Genomic DNA, 17279 nt, shown 5'->3' with positions numbered 1-17279 from the left:
GGAGTTATGCGCCTAAGTACTCTGCCTTAAACTTCTTATTCTTCAAATCGAGCGTTAGCTTATACTTACCAGCCTTTGTTACCTTCCACTTCTTGTCGCCATAGCTCTTCTCTGTACCATATACAAGTGCATCGTCGGCAACGCCCTGCGCATTTACTTCCGTATTCTCTGCAGGCGCAAAGAAGTAGGGCTTTTCGTCAGAGAAGCCAGTTTTATCAAGCATAAACTTCATCTCACCCTCTGCCAACTGAACCTCAACAGAGAAGATATGATCGCCTGACTTCGTGAAAGCAACGCCATTATCAGTTACCCAACCAGCAGGAGTTGCGCTACCAATCATATAGACGTTTTCAGTGTCCCAAGGTGTTGGAGCTGCTGGAGCAGGAGCATCAGCCTCGAACTTCGTCACCTTGATCTCATGCTTTGTGAGGTCGAATACAATGGTGTAAGTACCAGCTTCTGTTACCTTCCACTTATTGTCATCGCCACCAACAACCATACCTTGCTTTGCTGGTCCATTGTGATTGAACTCACAATCGGCTACAGGAGCCTGTATCAAGTTGTTCCATCCATCTGATTTATCGAATGACAATTTGAACTCACCCACGTTGAGATGACCCTCATAAGTGAATTGTAATGGGCTAGTAGAAGTCTTAGCAAACTTAGCAGTGCCAGCTTGCACCTTAGCCTTCAAACCATCGATATCCCAGCCATAAGGCGTTGCATTACCTATGAATGACAACCACTCTGTCTCGATAGGAACGATTGGACCAGCTGGCTCTTCGCCCTCATAAGTAACCGTGAGCTTACGTGTACGGAGGTCGACAGCGAAGGTATAAATACCCGTCTTTGTCACCTTCCACTTATTATCGGCACCACCTTTACGAATGTCAATCGCATCGCTGGCAACACCCTTATCATTGATTTCAGTATCAGCAGCAGGTGCGTAAACAAATGTGGCACCCCAATCACCCTTAGAGAGTGGCAACTTAATCTCGCCCGTCTTTAGTTTACCATGATAAGTGAAAAGGTACTTATTATTCTCATCACGTGTCATCTCGTATGGATTGTCAATGCTCCACCCAGCAGGGGTAGCATCACCCACCATATAGAGATGATCAACCTTCAATGGAAGCTCTTCTGTGATGACCACGATATCCTTATCATCATGACATGATTGGAAGGTTATTGGCGCTAGAAGTGCCAATAGAGCCATACCATATTTTACTATTGATTTCATCTTACGAATAGGTTTTAATCATTTAATAAATTATTTACTATCATAGCCTGGGTTCTGCTTCATACCCTTGTGAGAATCCAAGATATCAGGATGGAATGGGAAGATTTCGGTGTGCTTATCAGCATCTGCCTCCTTGTCCCACCATGCATCTTCAAACTTTCCGAAGCGAATCAAGTCGATACGACGACGTCCCTCTGCGAAGAACTCACGTCCCCACTCTGCCAACATCTCCTTCATATCGAGGGTTGCTGTACCTTCTGGGGCATAGAGAACAGTGCTCCAATCTGAAGAAGGATAGTTACGCTTGCGAACCATATTCAATAGCTTGCCTGCTGTAGTAGCATCGCCCTTACGCAACTTGCACTCTGCTAGACTATAGATAATCTCTGGGAGGCGAATCTCACAGTAATCTGCCTCAAGTTGATGATCCTCTTCCGTATCTGGATAGAGAGGGTACTTAGCAAACATCCAACCAGAGTTGTCGTCACCATCCTCGAGTCTACTATCAGCCTTATTGAGCCACTTGCTACCATCAGTAGCACCGAACTTACCAACAGCGTCACGTATGTCAAGAGCAAATCTACCATTGTGATCCTTCAAATACTGTGGGTGTCCGTCATCATCTATATAATGAATCTTACCGAAGATGAACATACCTTCACGTCGACCATTGTTTAAGTTCTTGTACATCTTTAGTCGAACGTCTGATGGATACTTCTTGAATTGAGCGATAGGCATACCTAACTCGAAGTTATACTTCTCTCCCTTAGGATTATAAGATGGTGAAGCTGAATACTTGATATTGTGTGTACCCTCCTTGCACTTCTTATCCTTCAACCAGTCATTAGCCTTAGATGGAGTAGTCCACCAATACATATCACCCTTATAGTGCCAGTGTGTCTCACCCTGAGAGCTTGGGAATGCGAAGATAACCTCATCACACTTGTCATTATCCCAATCGAAAGCAGCGTCCCAACGGTCAGCTACGGCGTATGTACCATACTTACCATCAAGGATGTCCTGTGCGTACTTCTCAGCATCAGCATAGCGGTCTTCACCAACATAAACCTTTGCATTCATGTACAAACGAACCAACAATGCAGCCGCACCAGCTTGTGTCCATTGACCTTCGAGGCGATCGTTACCACCAAGTGAAGCCTTCTTTACTAACTCTGGAAGAGCATCTTTAATCTCTTTCTCTATAAAGTCAAAAATCTGACGTGGTGGTACTTGTTCCTGTGAGTTCTTTGATGTGTCTTTGAAACCAACTGAGTAATAAACGTTGCGGAACGCATCCAACAGACGAAGATAATACCATGCACGGAGAACGTGGTTCTGTGCGCGAAGGTTAGCGAACTCGGCTTCAGAAAAGCCGAACTTCGATGCAGAAAGCGTATTAAGGTCTTCAATTACCTTATTAGCCTGTCCGATACCTTGATAGCAACCATTGAACTCAGACTGAGCCTCACCATTCTTGTTAATCCACTTATGGCGGTGCATACGAGCCCAACGACCACCATCATCCCACCAGTCTTCACGTGTAGGAGTAATCAATTGGTCGGCTGTTTCTTCATTCAATACATGGCGACTCTGGATACTCCAGAAACCATGTTCGAATGGACGAAGTACTGCGCGGATAACGTCATCCTTCGTATTATAATAGTTGCTTGATGCCACTTGGTCGTACAGTGTCTCACTAAGATCAGTACAACTTGAGGCTGTCATAAGAGCCGCAGGCACTGCTAACAATGCTGCGTATTTATATAACTTATTCATTGCTTTTCATTATCTAAATGATTGAACGATTGTTTTAGAAGTCAACTTGCAATCCTAACATGAACTGGCGTGTTGATGGATAGTATGTACGTGAACCCGTAGCACCTGGTGTCAAGCCATTCAACTGATAGGTAGAAGGATCTACACCAGAGAACTTCGTAATCGTAAAGAGGTTGGTTGCTGTTGCATAGATACGAACAGAGCTAAGATACTTCTTCTTCATATCTAAGGTATAACCAAGACTTACAGAAGAGAGCTTCAAGTAGTCACCTGGCTCAAGGAAGTAGTCTGAGACGATAGGGTTCTGTGATACTGCAAGGTTCTTACTGTATGCTTTATCCATTACATTACCTTGGAAGTTCTTAATACCATAATAGAAGTCATGGATATTGAAGATATCAAAGCCCAAAGCTGTCTGGAAGAACAATGAAGCATCTAAGTTCTTATAACGGAAACTATGTGTCATAGAACCCGTGAACTTTGGAAGACCATTGCCAACATACTGACGATCATCATCTGTAGCGTTGTCTGCTAAGACCTTATCACCATCCTTGTCATAAACAATCCACTTACCATCAGGGGTGATACCAGCATACTTCCACATATAGAAGCTACCGATACGGCGTCCCTTCTCGATACGTTGTAGTGTATGGAATGGGTATGGATCCTGTGTATCAACCATGTAATAGAAGTCCTGACCAACAAACTTACTGTTGCTGAACTTAACGAACTCATTACCCATTGTTGCTCCTACGACATTGAGTGTATAGGTGAAGTCCTTCTTCTTAATAGCATTCCAAGTTACATCAAACTCGAAACCAGTGTTACGCATAGTACCTACGTTCACGAAAGTTGTCGTAAACAAATATGGTGGAACAGTCACATTATAATCACCCAAGAGGTCTTGCTGTGTACGATTGAAGTAGTTGAAAGAACCGAAGAGGTTACCATTGAACAACGCCCAATCAAGTCCGACGTTCCAGTTCTTACCCTTCTCCCAGTGCAAGTCATCGTTTGGATTCTTACCAGGACCCCATACTTGATAAGACTTGCCATTATACATATAATAACCAAAGCCCGTCATTGTGTCAAGTGACTTGTATGAACCGAAGTCCTGATTACCTGTCACACCGAAGTCAGCACGGAGTTTCAAGTCGGTCAACCAACTCTTTGTTCCTGCCATAAAAGCCTCGTCAGAGATACGCCAACCTGCAGACACAGCTGGGAAGTTACCCCACTTGTAATGCTCACCAAACTTTGTTGAACCCTCATGACGCAAAGAAGCTGTCAACATATAGCGTCCCTTCCAGTCATAGCTTACACGTCCGAAGAATGCAATCAGCTTGTAACCATTCTTATAAGAACCCATACCAAGCTCGTCTTTCTTCTTCATGAACTTACCTGTTCCTAAGTTGTTGTCCTCAAGAGCATCGTTAGGGAAGTCCTTGTTCTCTGCATTGAAGCCTGAGTAGAGAGCCTCTTGATAAGAGTAACCAAACATAGCCTTTAAGTTGTGATTACCAAAAGAGTTGCTATAGTTGTTAATCCACTCCAAACTATGGAGAGACTCCTTGCCATAACTCTGTGAAGCTTCACCATCACGACCTGCATTAATCGTACGGGTATTAGTTGATGGACTAAACCACTGGTTATAGTTATCATACTGATGGTCAGCGAATGTCAACTGTGTCGTCAACACCTGCTTTCCAGGATTAGTCAATAACAATGGGAAGAGATTCAACTTAACAGTACCATCCCAGTCTATCAACTTTGTTGTACCAGTATCTTTACGTCTCTTCTCCTGTTCAACAGGGTTCCACTCAGCAGGCTGTCCTTTAAAGTTATAGTACAGCGCAGGGTTCTGTGGGTCCCAAACAGGAGTAGTAGGGTTAGCCTCTAAGGCATTACGGAACACATCCCAAGTTGCGTTCTTACGATAGGCAACACGTGGAGCGATATTCAAACCGAAGGTTATCAAACCGCTGTTGGTTGTATGGTTCAAGCTGATACGAGCACCATACTCCTGACGACCAGAGTACTTATCAATACCCTTTGCATCACGATAGTCTACCGATGCACGGTAATTAGACTTGATGTTACCACCACTAAGTGTCAATGTATGAACTGTGCGAACACCAACACGGCTCACTTCCTTCATCCAGTCTGTTGAACCACCAAGGTCATAACCAGTACCAGAAGCCAATCGGTTGGCACGATACTCATCAGGTGAGAGCATATCAAGATCCTTCTTAATGACATCTAAAGCGATAGAGCCACTATAAGAGGTATGCAAGTTTCCGTCACGAGCTCCCTTCTTTGTCGTTACGAGAATAACACCGTTAGAACCACGAGTACCGTAGATTGCTGATGCAGCACCATCCTTCAAGACATCATAACTCTCAATGTCATTAGGATTGAGGTTGGTTAAGTTACCACCAGGTACACCATCGATGACAATCAATGGACCAAGTCCTGCAGCACGAGATGAGACACCACGCACCTGGATACTTGCCTGATTGTTAGGGTCACCAGCACCAGTATTGGTAATACTAACACCAGCCACCTTACCTTGAATCATCATAGATGGGTCTACACTTGCTACCTGTGTGAAGTTCTTAGAAGATACGTGAGAGACAGCAGAAGTAAGTTCCTTCTTATCCATCGTACCATATCCGACAACTACAACCTCATCCAAATTAGCTGCATCTTCCTGTAACTTTACATTGAAATCGGACTTCCCTGCAACAGGAATCTCCTGTGTCTTGTAGCCGATGTAAGTTACTCGAATACGAGATTTAGCACTTGTAACAGGCAAAGTGAAGTGACCATCAATGTCTGTTACTACACCATTCTTGGTTCCTTCCTCCATAATGGTAGCACCTATAATAGGCTCTCCATTCTGGTCAGTTACGGAACCCTTTACATTGAAATTTTGAGCAGCTACGTCCAACGTACAGGCTAGTCCCACCGCAAGGGTAAGTACTTTGCGCCATGAACTGTTCTCTGTTTGCAATGGCTTCATGATTGTTCTTTTGTTTTGATTTATGTTTTTAATACTTCTATCTACGCTCTTCTACGAGACAATGTCCCTATAGGAAAGTATGTGCAAAGATAACAAAAAAAAAGCCTTTAATATACTTAAATAAAGGTAGTCAAGCAAATGTACAAACAATATTAATTGATTATCAACAACTTAGAACATACTTCATACAACAAAATACAACGTTAGTTATAAGCCTTGATACTAAATGATAAGTATCATAGAGTACTATTTATTAACATTTAAATGATGCCTTTATCTTACAGAATCAATAATATTTATGAGGAAATTGGATAATGAGTTGCTATCCTACTAGTAGGTTATAAACATAAAATCAAACAACCTTTTACCATAAGAAAAACCGATGAAATGGGCTAAAATTGCACCAACTTTACCATAACAGGAGAGTTAAATCAATGTAACAAGTAGATAAATAAGGTCAGAGAGAAGCCCTCTGTATAGTGAAACCAAAACCTTTGACAACAAGAAGAGAGAATTAACTAAAATGGAGACTAGGGATATTTGCAAGAAAAATCAGTCTATTTTTCTTTATAAAACAAACTAATCTTTAAATAAAAATAGACTATTTTTAGTTTCAATAGGATACCTCGACAAATACATCTACCTACATATAATGACGAAAGAGATGCTTGTCTGGCAGATTACAAGTATTCTTCTAAGAAACAGAAAGCCTGTTTTTATCCTATAACAATAACCTCGTTTATTTCCTACTAAAGCCCTTCTGCTCAAGTTCAAGACATCTAGTAATATCAAAATAAACGTTTTTCTCTTTATAAAATTCGTTTGACTCTCCCAAAGAGATGCGATCTGTATCGCCCAAAAAGGCTTGCCCTTTTATATTGGAAATCTTTAGATAATAACGAATAAAGTTGTATTCATCGGCAATGCAGGTAACAGCAAAGGGATGAATCTTACTTCCGTCACCAGTCATAGCAATGGTATTTAAAATTATCTCAGTGCGTAGAAGGGTCTTCTTAACATCTTCCTCAACACTCCATGACCTATCAGGATGATTGTTAGCGAGCTCCGAATAATAACTTAACTTACCTATTAAAGCATCCAAACACAATGGGTTTACCTTCAATATAGAGTCTGCCAATTCACTAACAACTTCCATCTTGCGACAACGAAGAGAGTCTTTCATATCCCTACAAACGTTCATTTCCTCACCACAACTTATGTACGATTGACCAAAGAAAGCCAAGATACGATCCTGACTTGTCATTGTCGAATCCATACGCAACAATGCCATACGTTCTACCAAAGTCTTCACTCTCTGCGGATTATGCTCTACTTCCGTCCGAATATAGTCCCAATCAACGGGAGTAATAGGTCGTTCTGTCTGTGCAACTATCATAAGATTAACTGAAAGAAACAATAAAATAAGTATTTTCTTCATCTCCATTTACTTTTACTCAACGCTCTGCCCAATCACTTCTATCTAAGTTTCTATAACCTATCGCCTCGGCTATGTGCTGTGAAAGGACAGCCTCAGAACCATCTAAGTCGGCTATCGAACGAGCCACTTTCAGTATTCTGTTGTAAGCACGCGCCGACAATTTCAACCGCTCCATAGCATTCCGAAGCAACTCCATAGAGGCTTTGTCTGGGTCTGCAAACGTGTGGATGAGCCGCTCGGACATCTGTGCATTACAGTGAACATTGCGGTATTCACGGAAACGCTCCGTCTGTATGGCTCGCGCTCGGATAACTCTTTCACGAATAACAGCACTCGATTCGCCCGCAGCTGCTTGTGAGATGTCTTTGAAAGGGAGCGGAGCTATCTCGCATTGGATGTCAATTCGATCCATGAGAGGCCCTGATATCTTCGCAAGATACTTCTGTATCTGCCCCGGAGTACACACACAATGATGCGTAGGATCGGCAAAGTAGCCACAAGGACAGGGATTCATACTCGCCACAAACATGAAGCTACAAGGGTAAGTAACCGTGTATTTGGCACGAGAAATCGTTATATGACGATCCTCCAAAGGCTGTCGAAGCACTTCTAAGGTATGCTTATTGAACTCAGGAAGCTCATCGCAGAAGAGCACACCATTATGTGCTAAGGTTATTTCACCCGGCATTGGATTGGCTCCCCCACCAACGAGTGCGACCTCAGAGATGGTGTGGTGCGGACTTCGGAAGGGACGTTGCGTAATCAATCCAGCATCTCTACCTAACTTCCCAGCAATGGAGTGTATCTGAGTTGTCTCTAAACTCTCTGCAAGGGATAGCGGAGGAAGGATGGAGGGAAGCCTCTTTGCCATCATACTCTTACCACTTCCAGGTGGTCCAACCATAATGAGATTGTGCCCACCAGCGGCTGCTACCTCCAAAGCACGCTTCACATTCTCTTGCCCACGGACGTCAGCAAAGTCGAGATCGAAGGCATACTGATGTTCATAAAACTCTTTTCTCGTATCGACATAACAAGGTTCTGGATTGGTTGTACCATTCAGGAAGTCGATAACCTGCAATATGTTCTCCATGCCATAGACCTCCAATGTATCCACAACAGCCGCTTCGTGCTCGTTAGCTTTTGGCACAATAATACCTTGGAACTTATCTGCTCGCGCCTTAATAGCAATCGGGAGCACTCCTTTCACGGGTTGCAACGTACCATCAAGACTTAATTCCCCCACCAGCATAAAGGCTTTCAAGCGGTCATTACTCATCTTGTCATTGGCGGCAAGGATGGCTATTGCCAATGGAAGATCAAAGCTGGAACCCTCCTTCTTGAGGTCAGCTGGCGCAAGATTAGCCGTGATGTCGGCTACAGGAAACTTATATCCAGTATTGAGAAGGGCTGCTGCAATACGGTCGTGGCTCTCCTTTACCGCGGCATCAGCAAGTCCGGTAAGATGAAACAAGACGCCTCGCGTAATGCTTACTTCGACTGTCACGGTGGTAACTTCCATTCCGTTAACAGCTGCACAGAATGTTTTTACAAGCACGTTAGTAGTTTTTATTCAACGCCATAACGCTGACGTATGGTATTGGCAGTAATGTTTCTCTCTGTTACTTTACCATTGCGTATGACGATATTATCAGGTATCATAGTCAGTCCGAACGTCTTTAACAATGGTGAACTCAGCATTTTTCCATCGCAGACGTTGGGGAATTGGATGTCATCACGTACCAGTGATTGACGCACCTCCTTAGGGTTTGCATCCACACAAATGCTTAATGCGGCTATTTTACCAGCCTTCACAGCATCGTTCAAGGCTCGTTGTATATCCAAACTTTCATAACTCCACGTTGCCCAAACATTGATGATTGCAACGTTCTTATTGCTATACATTGCATCATTCACAGCCTTTCCGTTTACGTCTTTGGCTGTAAAATGAGGCAACTTACGCCCTATCTCCACATTACCCAAGTCCTTTATTTGTCGGTTAAGACGACTCAAAGTTGTGTTCTCGGGCTGTTCCTTTATCAAAAGAGGGAGCAGTTGGGCTGCCAACTTATAGTTGGGAGATTCTGTTTGAATAAGATATCGGTTTAATAAATATGCGCTCACAGGCGACTCGGGATGGTCTTTAATAAACTGAATAGCATATTTAAGTTCTTGAGGTGGAGCCACACTCGCAATCTGCTTACGGAACTTTGTCATCAATTCATTCGCATCGGTACCCTCCACCTCCATCTCTTTAAGGTGTGACGCATCGGCTTTCACCTCTACAGCCTCACCTGACTCTGCGAAGATAGGTTGCGTTGAGTAATTGGGAAAGACTATAATAAGTGTGGCAGACTTACTACATGGTCTCTCATACGAAAAGCGCCCAGTTTCCACCTTGATAGTATCCAATCCACTGATACCACCATCTGGACTATATACATAAAGTTCGCCTTGATTCATGTGCAAGAAGCGCCCCTCCATCTTGAAGTAACCACTGCGAGTACCACAAGAGACCAACAGTAAGGAGAGTAAAAACATATAAACTATTCGCTTCATGCGCATAGAGATTTAAGAAGAAGTGCCGCGAGCGGGACTCGAACCCGCACAGCCATTACTGGCCAAGGGATTTTAAGTCCCTCGTGTCTACCAATTCCACCATTGCGGCAAACCGTTTGCAAAGATAAGGCTAAATCTCCGAACTGACAAAAGATTTGCTTGTTTTTTTGATTAGAAAAGCTCATTTTGACTCCAGATATAAGCTAATTGAGACCTAAATAAGCTATGAAGAACATTTGAAATAGCACAATCTCATTTGCAACAGACAAAAGAGTGCAAAGAAGGAAAGCCCTTCCTTGCATTAAAGAGGGCGTTTCGTTGCTATGAGAAGAGCCTCTCTTCCAATGGAAGAAAGGCTCTTCTCGACTTCAACAACAATCTACATTAATTGAAGATAAGGTTCTTACCCCTACTTGAAACTATTCAATTCAGAACATAGAAACCTGTAACTAACCTCATCTTCCAATGTTACTCTATCGTTTATAGACGTTATTAAGAAGATATTTCCTTATGATTTTCTATCTAAAACGCACTTTCTTCCAACTCAACTAACGCCTAATACGCCAAAAGGACCAGTACTATTAGCACGATAACGGGTTAGTTTTTTACCCGACCCACCGCTGACTATGTTGCCACCAGTATTGAGATTGTATTTGCGATGACAGTGGTTACAAGTAGCAATACCCGTGTTATTGATTGTCAACTCATAGTTCCGTAGGGGCAACTCACGCAAGTCAAAGCAATTAGGACATTGCAAGTCATAGGCAAAGAAAACGGCTGGGTTGTCTAGATTCCCATAACCAACTATGAGTCCATTGTTCATCCCGACATGCTTCCAAGACTCTAGTCTAAGGTCGATACCATCAAACCATACGGGTGCAGAGGAGCGTAGTCCTTGGTTGTTCTCGAACTGGAAACAATACCTCCCACTCGTGTAGGACGACTTGATGATACAAAAGACTCCAGGTGAAAGAGCATTCATTGCTGTTGCAAGAATTGGGTCTCTATGCGTGTCGTTATTAAATGTAAAGTAAGGATGATAGTTGCTGTATTCATAATCGAAATTGTCTCCACAAGACGAGAAAGACAATAAGATCATGAACACAACACACTTTAGAAGTTCTTTCATAGGCTTTCCTTTATTCAAAAGGAATCATTGCCAACGCATCAGCAATCTTCTCTATACCCTCTTGCAAAGGCTTTGATACCATCGACTTAGCAAAGAATGGGACGTCTGCATCAATGGTTAATTTCATCTTAGAAGACGCCTCTGTTACAGGTAATATTTGTATCCAGAAGTTAAAAGAGAAGGGCGAGTTGTCACTCTCAAACTTGATTGTCTTAGGCTCATCACGCTCTATGATACGCATCGAAACTTGCCCAACAGGATCAACCTTAATCGATAAGGAATCATGGTCGAAACTAAGGTTCTGGAGTTTATCCTTTACCTTATCCATATCTTCATTACCGACTGATTCGTCTGGAAGATGGTCCTTTAAACGTTGTATATTATTAAGATCACTCAACATAGCATACACGCTTTTCTGTGAGTGAGGAATCTGTTTTACACTGCTTTCAAACTTTGTCATTATGTTTATTGGTTATGTTTTCTTAGTCTTTCTGCCAATTCGCAGGATCCTTGCGCCACTCATGTAGCATAGTGACATCGGCTTCTTTGATGTAACCAGTTTCTAGAGCCGTCTCTACAACATGCTCATAATCGGTCAAGGTAACGAGTTTTACACCTGCTTCTTGGAATGCTTTCTCTGCAACGGGGAAGCCATAAGTATAAGAGGCAACCATACCTACAACATCAAAACCAGCCTCTCTAAGAGCAGCAACAGCCTTTAAAGAAGAGCCACCAGTTGATATTAGGTCTTCAACAACAACCACCTTAGCACCAGCGGGAAGCTCTCCTTCAATCTGATTCTTCATTCCGTGGTCCTTTGGCTTTGGTCTTACATAAGCATAAGGCAATGCTAGTTCATCGGCAACAAGCATACCTTGCGCAATAGCTCCAGTCGCCACGCCAGCAACAGCAGTAGCTTCTGGGAAGTTCTTCAGCACTGCATGCACCAGTTCTAACTTCACAAACGAACGCACATCATGGTATGATAGCGTCTTGCGGTTGTCACAATAGAAGGGAGACTTCCATCCACTCGCCCACGTAAAAGGGTCATTAGGTTGCAACTTGATCGCTTTGATCCCTAGTAACTTGCCTGCAAAGGCTTTCTTTAAATCGCTCATCTTGATAGTTTATGGTTATATTCTAAATGCAAACTTACACATTTTTTTGATATTAAAGGGCTAAAGGTAGGAAAAAGAATAGCTCTTTAATTGTTCTTGGCAAAGCCTAATGAGAGTACACTCAACTTCACGTTATCTCCTTTGAGTAGCTCTTGGGCAGCAGAAACAAGGGTTGCACCAGAGGTTATTATATCATCTATCAAAAGGATATGCTGCCTAGCTATACTGGAGGAGTCTGTTAATCGGAAGGCTTTCTCTACATTCTCATTGCGTTGCCAGTGGTCTTTTTGCGTCTGACTACCATGAAATGTAACACGTCGGAGAGCTTTCTCTATAATCGGAATACCCGTAACAGCGCTGATGCCACGTGCTATCTCCATACTTTGATTGTATCCTCTCTCGCGTAAACGTTGCTTAGTTAAAGGTACAACAACGATAGCTGTGATTCCATCAAAGTATTGCTCAACATTAAACTCATCTGCAATAAGGCGTCCCAAAGCCTCTCCTATCTCTGGATGATGTCCATATTTAAGCTTATAAATCAGTCGACTTGTATCGGAATGGGGCTTATAAAAGAAGAGAGAAGCCCCTTTCTCTATTGGTATTAGCCCCCAAAACAAACGAACAAGCTCGTTATCATAGGGCGAATGGACATATCCTGTACGGGGAAGTCGTAGGTTGCAAGCCCCACAAAGAGTCTCTTCTGACATGGACAAACGCTCTCCACACACTGCACAGGCACGTGGGAAAAAGGTATCTAAGAGTCTGGAAAGAAAGCTAATAGTCCTTTTCATTCTTCTATGAAGTCTACATCTCCATCGCTGTCAGCCACTCCTTCATCAATACACCGCCGTATCAAGTCCATCGTGAAGCCACGTCCCATGGCGAACTTTATCAGTTTCATCGAACGCTCGTAATCGCTTTCTGCCTTTATAGTGCGGAACTTACTAGCCATTAAGGGGCGTAAAACCTCTAAGTACTCAGCATCATCAACAGCATCCAAAACGCTTGATGCAATGTTACTATCCACTTTCTTCAACCAGAGAGCCTGCTCTATTTTACGTCTACCCCACCTATTGTAACGTATTTTATCATGTACAAAGAACTGTGTGTAACGCTCGTCATCAACATACTTCAGGCTTATCAATTTCTCAAGTATGCGTGTTTGTGCATCTTCGGAAAGCCCCCATTTGCGCATCTTCTCAATCATCTCACCCGAACAATGCTCTCCTTTCGCACAAAGATCGGCAAGCTTTTTCAAGGCTTGAGGCTCTAATATCGGTCGTTTCTGTATCATCCTCTCATCGCTTTAACGAACCTCTGTTTGCCAAACTGGTCTTCCTTCAGTTCTATCTGTTTATATCCTAGATTGCTTAACATGTCTTTCACCTTATATATATATAATGGATTGGTCTCAAAATAAAGCTTCCCTTCATCGGTCAAAGCCATCACACCATATTCAGCAATAACCCTATAAAACTTGATTGGGTCGTTATCAGGAACGAAGAGGGCTGTTTCTGGCTCATACTTCAGCACATTTTCCGCCATAGAAGAGCGCTCTTTATCGCAGATATAAGGTGGGTTACTGACGATGATATCCCACTTCTGTTCCTTAGCAGTAGCCGAAATCGATAAGATATCCTCCATCTGTAGCACCACAGAAGAGTCCCATCTATGCACATTGTCACGTGCTATCAGGAGTGCATCAGCCGATATGTCCCATGCAGTAACAGCCGAGTTATACAAATCTAAAGCCAGTGTCACAGCAATACAACCACTACCTGTACCCACATCTAGCACTTGCAAGGGTACAGGAGGTTGCAAGGCGCAATACGGATGATTGTTATCTTCTTCTATCCAATGGCACAACACTTCCGTTTCTGGGCGTGGTATCAATACACCAGGGGCAACTTTAAAACTACGACTGCAGAATGTCTCCATGCCTAACACATACTGAACAGGCTCCGAAGAAGCAAGTCTTTGCATGATTTTATCGAGTTCCTCCGCTGCATCTCGGGATATTTCATTAACTTTGCCAGTATATATATCGGTTAAGGAAAGCCCAAACTTCACTTCCAAAACTAATCGAATGATAGCTTGTGCTTCGCCTTCTCCATATAAGGGAACAAGTCTGTGCCATAAATCTTGGTATGTCATAGATGCAAAGATATGAATTTTAATGATATGAAACAAGCCGATATTGACGAAAAATACATGCGTCGTTGTTTGCAATTAGCCTACAATGGGATGCTAGAAGCTAAACCCAACCCTATGGTGGGGGCTGTTATTGTAAGCAAAGAGGGCAGGATTATTGGTGAAGGTTACCATGTGCAATGTGGTAAGGGGCATGCAGAAGTGAATGCGTTTGCCTCTGTTAAGGAGGTTGACAGCCATCTCTTACATAATGCAACATTGTATGTTAGCCTCGAGCCATGCTCACATTATGGTAAAACTCCACCTTGCGCCGACTTGATTATACGCAAGGGTGTACACCGAGTAGTGTGTGGCTGTATTGATCCCTTTGCTGAGGTGCATGGCAGAGGAGTACAGAAACTACGTGACGCAGGCATTGAAGTGACCGTAGGAGTACTCGAGAAAGAATGCTTGGAACTAAACAAACGCTTCATAACATACAACACGCACCATCGTCCCTACGTCATCTTGAAGTGGGCACAAACGATGGGTAATCCTGCATATATAGGTTATCTGCCAAGCAAAGATTACCATCCTTTGAACATATCAACGCCTTTCACAAAGATGTTGGTACATAAGTTAAGGGCGGAGAATGACGCTATTCTCGTTGGAAGAACTACTGACGACTTAGAGCATCCACAGCTTACTGTAAGGGAGTGGAGCGGTAAGAACCCCGAAAAGATAGTTCTTTCACAACAGAAATCCACCTCATCTTCACAATACCCAAGTCCCCAATCCGTCCTTGACCATCTATATCAAGAGAAGAAGCAAAGCCTTATTGTTGAAGGTGGAGCAAGTACTTTACAGAGCTTTCTAGACGCTGGTTTATGGGATGAGATACGTGTTGAGACTGGTTCCTTATTGGTTGATAAGGGGGTAAAAGCCCCTCAAATGCCTTCGAATATACGCATAACCCGTATCGAACAATGGGATAGAAACAAGATTATAACCTATCAACGAGAAGAGAGATAAGCCCTTAGTCACACTTATGAGTCATGATGTTCAACACCATATCATCGGTATTGCACATCGCTTCCTTGCCTATGCTTGTAAGGTTAAGGATAGACTTATCAACGTCATCATCGATGATTCCCTCCGCAGCTGTCACATGTTTGCCTTCCATGGAGAGCGTTGCTGATAGTATCGCAGTGGATACTCCAGATGAAATCTTCAGTGAACAGCTAGGCTTCGCACCATCACATATCATCCCAGTAAGGTTTGCGATCATGTTTTTCACCGCATGGCAGACATTCACGTAATCACCTCCCATGAGGTAAGTAATGCCACAACTGGATCCAATACTTGCCACTACGCAACCGCAAAGGGCTGAAAGAGCACCCAAGCTCTGCTTTATGTAGATAGCAGTTAGGTGACTTAATGCAAGTGCGCGGACTAGTTCTTCACGCGTATTCTCGTTCTCCTTTGCAAAAACAGCTACTGGATTCGTTGCACAAATACCCTGGTTTCCAGAACCACTATTGCTCATCACGGGTATTAATGCACCTCCCATACGAGCATCACAGGCTGATGCTGTCTTTGAGATGATATGTGAATAGATACTGTTTCCGAATATTCCTCGACTCAAAGGACGGTCCATTATCTTCCCAAGGCAGTGCCCGTAATTACCTTTCAAAGCCTCTGCTGCAGCACGAAGGTTATATCGCTTAGCTTCAAGAATGAACTCTATCTCCTCAACGGGAGTAGTTGTTGCAAACTCCCAGACTGTTCGTAAGTTCAGATCAACACCTTTGCAAGCAGCAACAGAACCACTCGGACCACGCTTATCCATACATACTTTGCCATCGACACTCTCGTAAACAAAGTTCGTATGACTACATGAGATGATGGCAACCGATTGGTGTTCTCCTGCCTCACAAATCGCTTCAATGTATAGTTTCTCGGTGATTCCTTCCTTCAACTTAATGTCTATTCGATTCTCACCAATAAACTTCTTACCTTCTTCCAAGCCCTTTGGAGTAAGCTCCTTAATGACTTCCAATTGGTATTCGGACTTCCCTATCAATGCTCCCAAGGCGATAGCAATAGGCAAGCCTATCATCCCTGTACCAGGAATACCCACTCCCATGGCATTCTTAAGGATATTCGCAGAAAGCAACACACGCACTTTCTCGGGTTTAGAACCTAGTAATTCGGCGGCACGAGCGACGCATAATGCCACAGCCATAGGCTCTGTACAGCCCACAGCAGGTACCACTTGATGATGTATCAAGCTGATAATTTGTTCTCTAATGTTTGTTTCTAGCATAATGATTTATATCGGTTTAGCCTGTTTATAGCATCTGATTTAAATGAAAAACACACCCTTTTGTCGTTCTTCTCACTAACAATTCTCAGAGAGGAGATTCCCCAATTCATGCCTCATAGCCTCCATCTTCTGTTGTCTATCTATAGAGAATGTAGTGCCATGAGCCTCTACATAATAAAATAAAGCGTATGCTTTTTCCTGTAAAAGAGAGCGCAAAGGATTACCCTTATAGCTTGCTTCAGCATAAAGAAGCTCTGCCACCATATCAATGCGGTCTATCCTCTCGTTCTCAGCCCATTGTTCTTTCGCATACAACAACAGCTCATCAACGGAGAGATTACGCAAGTCTTCATATTCACCAACATATTGTTTATAAAGGTCTTTTAGCTCTTTATCACGCTTCAAGTCATCTTCCTTTTTCGTTAGAAAGCGTGAGATTGCTGCGCTAAACTCCTCTATTAGTCTAATGAAATAATCTCGTTGCAACATAGTGTACTTCTTTTTATGTCACAAAAGTAAATAAAAAAAACATATAAAA

General features: G+C 42.9%; 15 protein-coding genes and 1 tRNA gene. 1 reads left to right on the top strand and 15 read right to left on the bottom strand.

Annotation, left to right across the window (positions count from 1 at the left end):
- Positions 1-4: 4 nt before the first annotated feature.
- The 13 genes from HMPREF9969_RS00875 to prmC form a co-directional block, all read right to left on the bottom strand.
- Positions 5-1240, bottom strand: coding sequence for a SusF/SusE family outer membrane protein (locus tag HMPREF9969_RS00875; RefSeq protein WP_009433906.1), 1236 nt, complete (start codon positions 1238-1240; stop codon positions 5-7).
- Positions 1241-1270: 30 nt separating this feature from the next.
- On the bottom strand, positions 1271-3016 hold the full coding sequence (locus HMPREF9969_RS00870) for a RagB/SusD family nutrient uptake outer membrane protein (RefSeq protein ID WP_009434002.1): 1746 nt from the start codon (positions 3014-3016) through the stop codon (positions 1271-1273).
- Positions 3017-3050: 34 nt separating this feature from the next.
- Positions 3051-6038, bottom strand: coding sequence for a SusC/RagA family TonB-linked outer membrane protein (locus tag HMPREF9969_RS00865; protein ID WP_009433926.1), 2988 nt, complete (start codon positions 6036-6038; stop codon positions 3051-3053).
- 739 nt (positions 6039-6777) lie between these two features.
- Positions 6778-7476, bottom strand: a complete 699-nt coding sequence (locus tag HMPREF9969_RS00860) for a DUF4919 domain-containing protein (RefSeq protein WP_036894520.1) — start codon at positions 7474-7476, stop codon at positions 6778-6780.
- A gap of 16 nt (positions 7477-7492) precedes the next feature.
- Entirely contained in the window at positions 7493-9034 is a 1542-nt protein-coding gene (locus HMPREF9969_RS00855; protein ID WP_009433939.1) for a YifB family Mg chelatase-like AAA ATPase, read from the bottom strand.
- Between the two features lie 11 nt (positions 9035-9045).
- The gene (locus HMPREF9969_RS00850) at positions 9046-10041 is read right to left on the bottom strand and encodes a DUF4369 domain-containing protein (RefSeq protein WP_009433952.1); all 996 of its coding nucleotides are present in this window, start codon (positions 10039-10041) and stop codon (positions 9046-9048) included.
- A 17-nt stretch (positions 10042-10058) separates the two neighbouring features.
- A tRNA-Leu gene (locus tag HMPREF9969_RS00845) sits at positions 10059-10144 on the bottom strand.
- A gap of 435 nt (positions 10145-10579) precedes the next feature.
- On the bottom strand, positions 10580-11164 hold the full coding sequence (locus HMPREF9969_RS00840; protein ID WP_009433959.1) for a hypothetical protein: 585 nt from the start codon (positions 11162-11164) through the stop codon (positions 10580-10582).
- A gap of 10 nt (positions 11165-11174) precedes the next feature.
- Positions 11175-11624, bottom strand: a complete 450-nt coding sequence (locus HMPREF9969_RS00835; protein WP_009433885.1) for an SRPBCC domain-containing protein — start codon at positions 11622-11624, stop codon at positions 11175-11177.
- Between the two features lie 22 nt (positions 11625-11646).
- The gene (pyrE, locus tag HMPREF9969_RS00830) at positions 11647-12282 is read right to left on the bottom strand and encodes an orotate phosphoribosyltransferase (protein WP_009434019.1); all 636 of its coding nucleotides are present in this window, start codon (positions 12280-12282) and stop codon (positions 11647-11649) included.
- Between the two features lie 86 nt (positions 12283-12368).
- Positions 12369-13076 (bottom strand): ComF family protein, encoded by a 708-nt coding sequence (locus HMPREF9969_RS00825; protein WP_009433873.1) that lies wholly within the window; start codon positions 13074-13076, stop codon positions 12369-12371.
- The gene (locus HMPREF9969_RS00820; protein WP_009433960.1) at positions 13073-13579 is read right to left on the bottom strand and encodes a regulatory protein RecX; all 507 of its coding nucleotides are present in this window, start codon (positions 13577-13579) and stop codon (positions 13073-13075) included. Before HMPREF9969_RS00820 ends, HMPREF9969_RS00825 begins: the two co-directional genes overlap by 4 nt.
- Positions 13576-14439, bottom strand: coding sequence for a peptide chain release factor N(5)-glutamine methyltransferase (gene prmC / locus HMPREF9969_RS00815; RefSeq protein ID WP_009433876.1), 864 nt, complete (start codon positions 14437-14439; stop codon positions 13576-13578). The genes HMPREF9969_RS00820 and prmC overlap by 4 nt, the downstream gene beginning before the upstream one ends.
- A gap of 27 nt (positions 14440-14466) precedes the next feature.
- Between prmC and ribD the strand changes: the two genes are divergently transcribed.
- Positions 14467-15447, top strand: coding sequence for a bifunctional diaminohydroxyphosphoribosylaminopyrimidine deaminase/5-amino-6-(5-phosphoribosylamino)uracil reductase RibD (gene ribD, locus HMPREF9969_RS00810; protein WP_083835274.1), 981 nt, complete (start codon positions 14467-14469; stop codon positions 15445-15447).
- Positions 15448-15451: 4 nt separating this feature from the next.
- On the opposite strand, the gene HMPREF9969_RS00805 is transcribed toward ribD, so the two are convergent.
- Together HMPREF9969_RS00805 and HMPREF9969_RS00800 are read right to left on the bottom strand one after the other, a co-directional pair.
- Positions 15452-16741 (bottom strand): serine dehydratase subunit alpha family protein, encoded by a 1290-nt coding sequence (locus HMPREF9969_RS00805; protein WP_009433985.1) that lies wholly within the window; start codon positions 16739-16741, stop codon positions 15452-15454.
- Between the two features lie 75 nt (positions 16742-16816).
- Positions 16817-17230: a hypothetical protein gene (locus tag HMPREF9969_RS00800; protein ID WP_009433946.1), complete on the bottom strand. Its 414-nt coding sequence runs from the start codon at positions 17228-17230 to the stop codon at positions 16817-16819.
- Between the last annotated feature and the right edge of the window lie 49 nt (positions 17231-17279).

It is taken from the genome of Prevotella sp. oral taxon 306 str. F0472, assembly GCF_000257925.1.
Classification (GTDB): Bacteria; Bacteroidota; Bacteroidia; order Bacteroidales; family Bacteroidaceae; genus Prevotella; species Prevotella vespertina.
Note: the sequence above shows the minus strand (reverse complement) of the source record. Positions and strands in the feature narration are given on the sequence as shown.

Excerpts from the sequence above, each read along its gene's own strand:
- HMPREF9969_RS00800 (WP_009433946.1), bottom strand. The coding sequence starts at position 17,230 with ATGTTGCAACGAGATTATTTCATTAGACTAATAGAGGAGTTTAGCGCA.
- ribD (WP_083835274.1), top strand. The coding sequence starts at position 14,467 with ATGAAACAAGCCGATATTGACGAAAAATACATGCGTCGTTGTTTGCAA.
- HMPREF9969_RS00870 (WP_009434002.1), bottom strand. The coding sequence starts at position 3,016 with ATGAATAAGTTATATAAATACGCAGCATTGTTAGCAGTGCCTGCGGCT.
- pyrE (WP_009434019.1), bottom strand. The coding sequence starts at position 12,282 with ATGAGCGATTTAAAGAAAGCCTTTGCAGGCAAGTTACTAGGGATCAAA.
- HMPREF9969_RS00825 (WP_009433873.1), bottom strand. The coding sequence starts at position 13,076 with ATGAAAAGGACTATTAGCTTTCTTTCCAGACTCTTAGATACCTTTTTC.
- HMPREF9969_RS00820 (WP_009433960.1), bottom strand. The coding sequence starts at position 13,579 with ATGATACAGAAACGACCGATATTAGAGCCTCAAGCCTTGAAAAAGCTT.
- HMPREF9969_RS00875 (WP_009433906.1), bottom strand. The coding sequence starts at position 1,240 with ATGAAATCAATAGTAAAATATGGTATGGCTCTATTGGCACTTCTAGCG.
- HMPREF9969_RS00865 (WP_009433926.1), bottom strand. The coding sequence starts at position 6,038 with ATGAAGCCATTGCAAACAGAGAACAGTTCATGGCGCAAAGTACTTACC.
- HMPREF9969_RS00840 (WP_009433959.1), bottom strand. The coding sequence starts at position 11,164 with ATGAAAGAACTTCTAAAGTGTGTTGTGTTCATGATCTTATTGTCTTTC.
- HMPREF9969_RS00805 (WP_009433985.1), bottom strand. The coding sequence starts at position 16,741 with ATGCTAGAAACAAACATTAGAGAACAAATTATCAGCTTGATACATCAT.
- HMPREF9969_RS00850 (WP_009433952.1), bottom strand. The coding sequence starts at position 10,041 with ATGCGCATGAAGCGAATAGTTTATATGTTTTTACTCTCCTTACTGTTG.
- HMPREF9969_RS00835 (WP_009433885.1), bottom strand. The coding sequence starts at position 11,624 with ATGACAAAGTTTGAAAGCAGTGTAAAACAGATTCCTCACTCACAGAAA.
- prmC (WP_009433876.1), bottom strand. The coding sequence starts at position 14,439 with ATGACATACCAAGATTTATGGCACAGACTTGTTCCCTTATATGGAGAA.
- HMPREF9969_RS00860 (WP_036894520.1), bottom strand. The coding sequence starts at position 7,476 with ATGAAGAAAATACTTATTTTATTGTTTCTTTCAGTTAATCTTATGATA.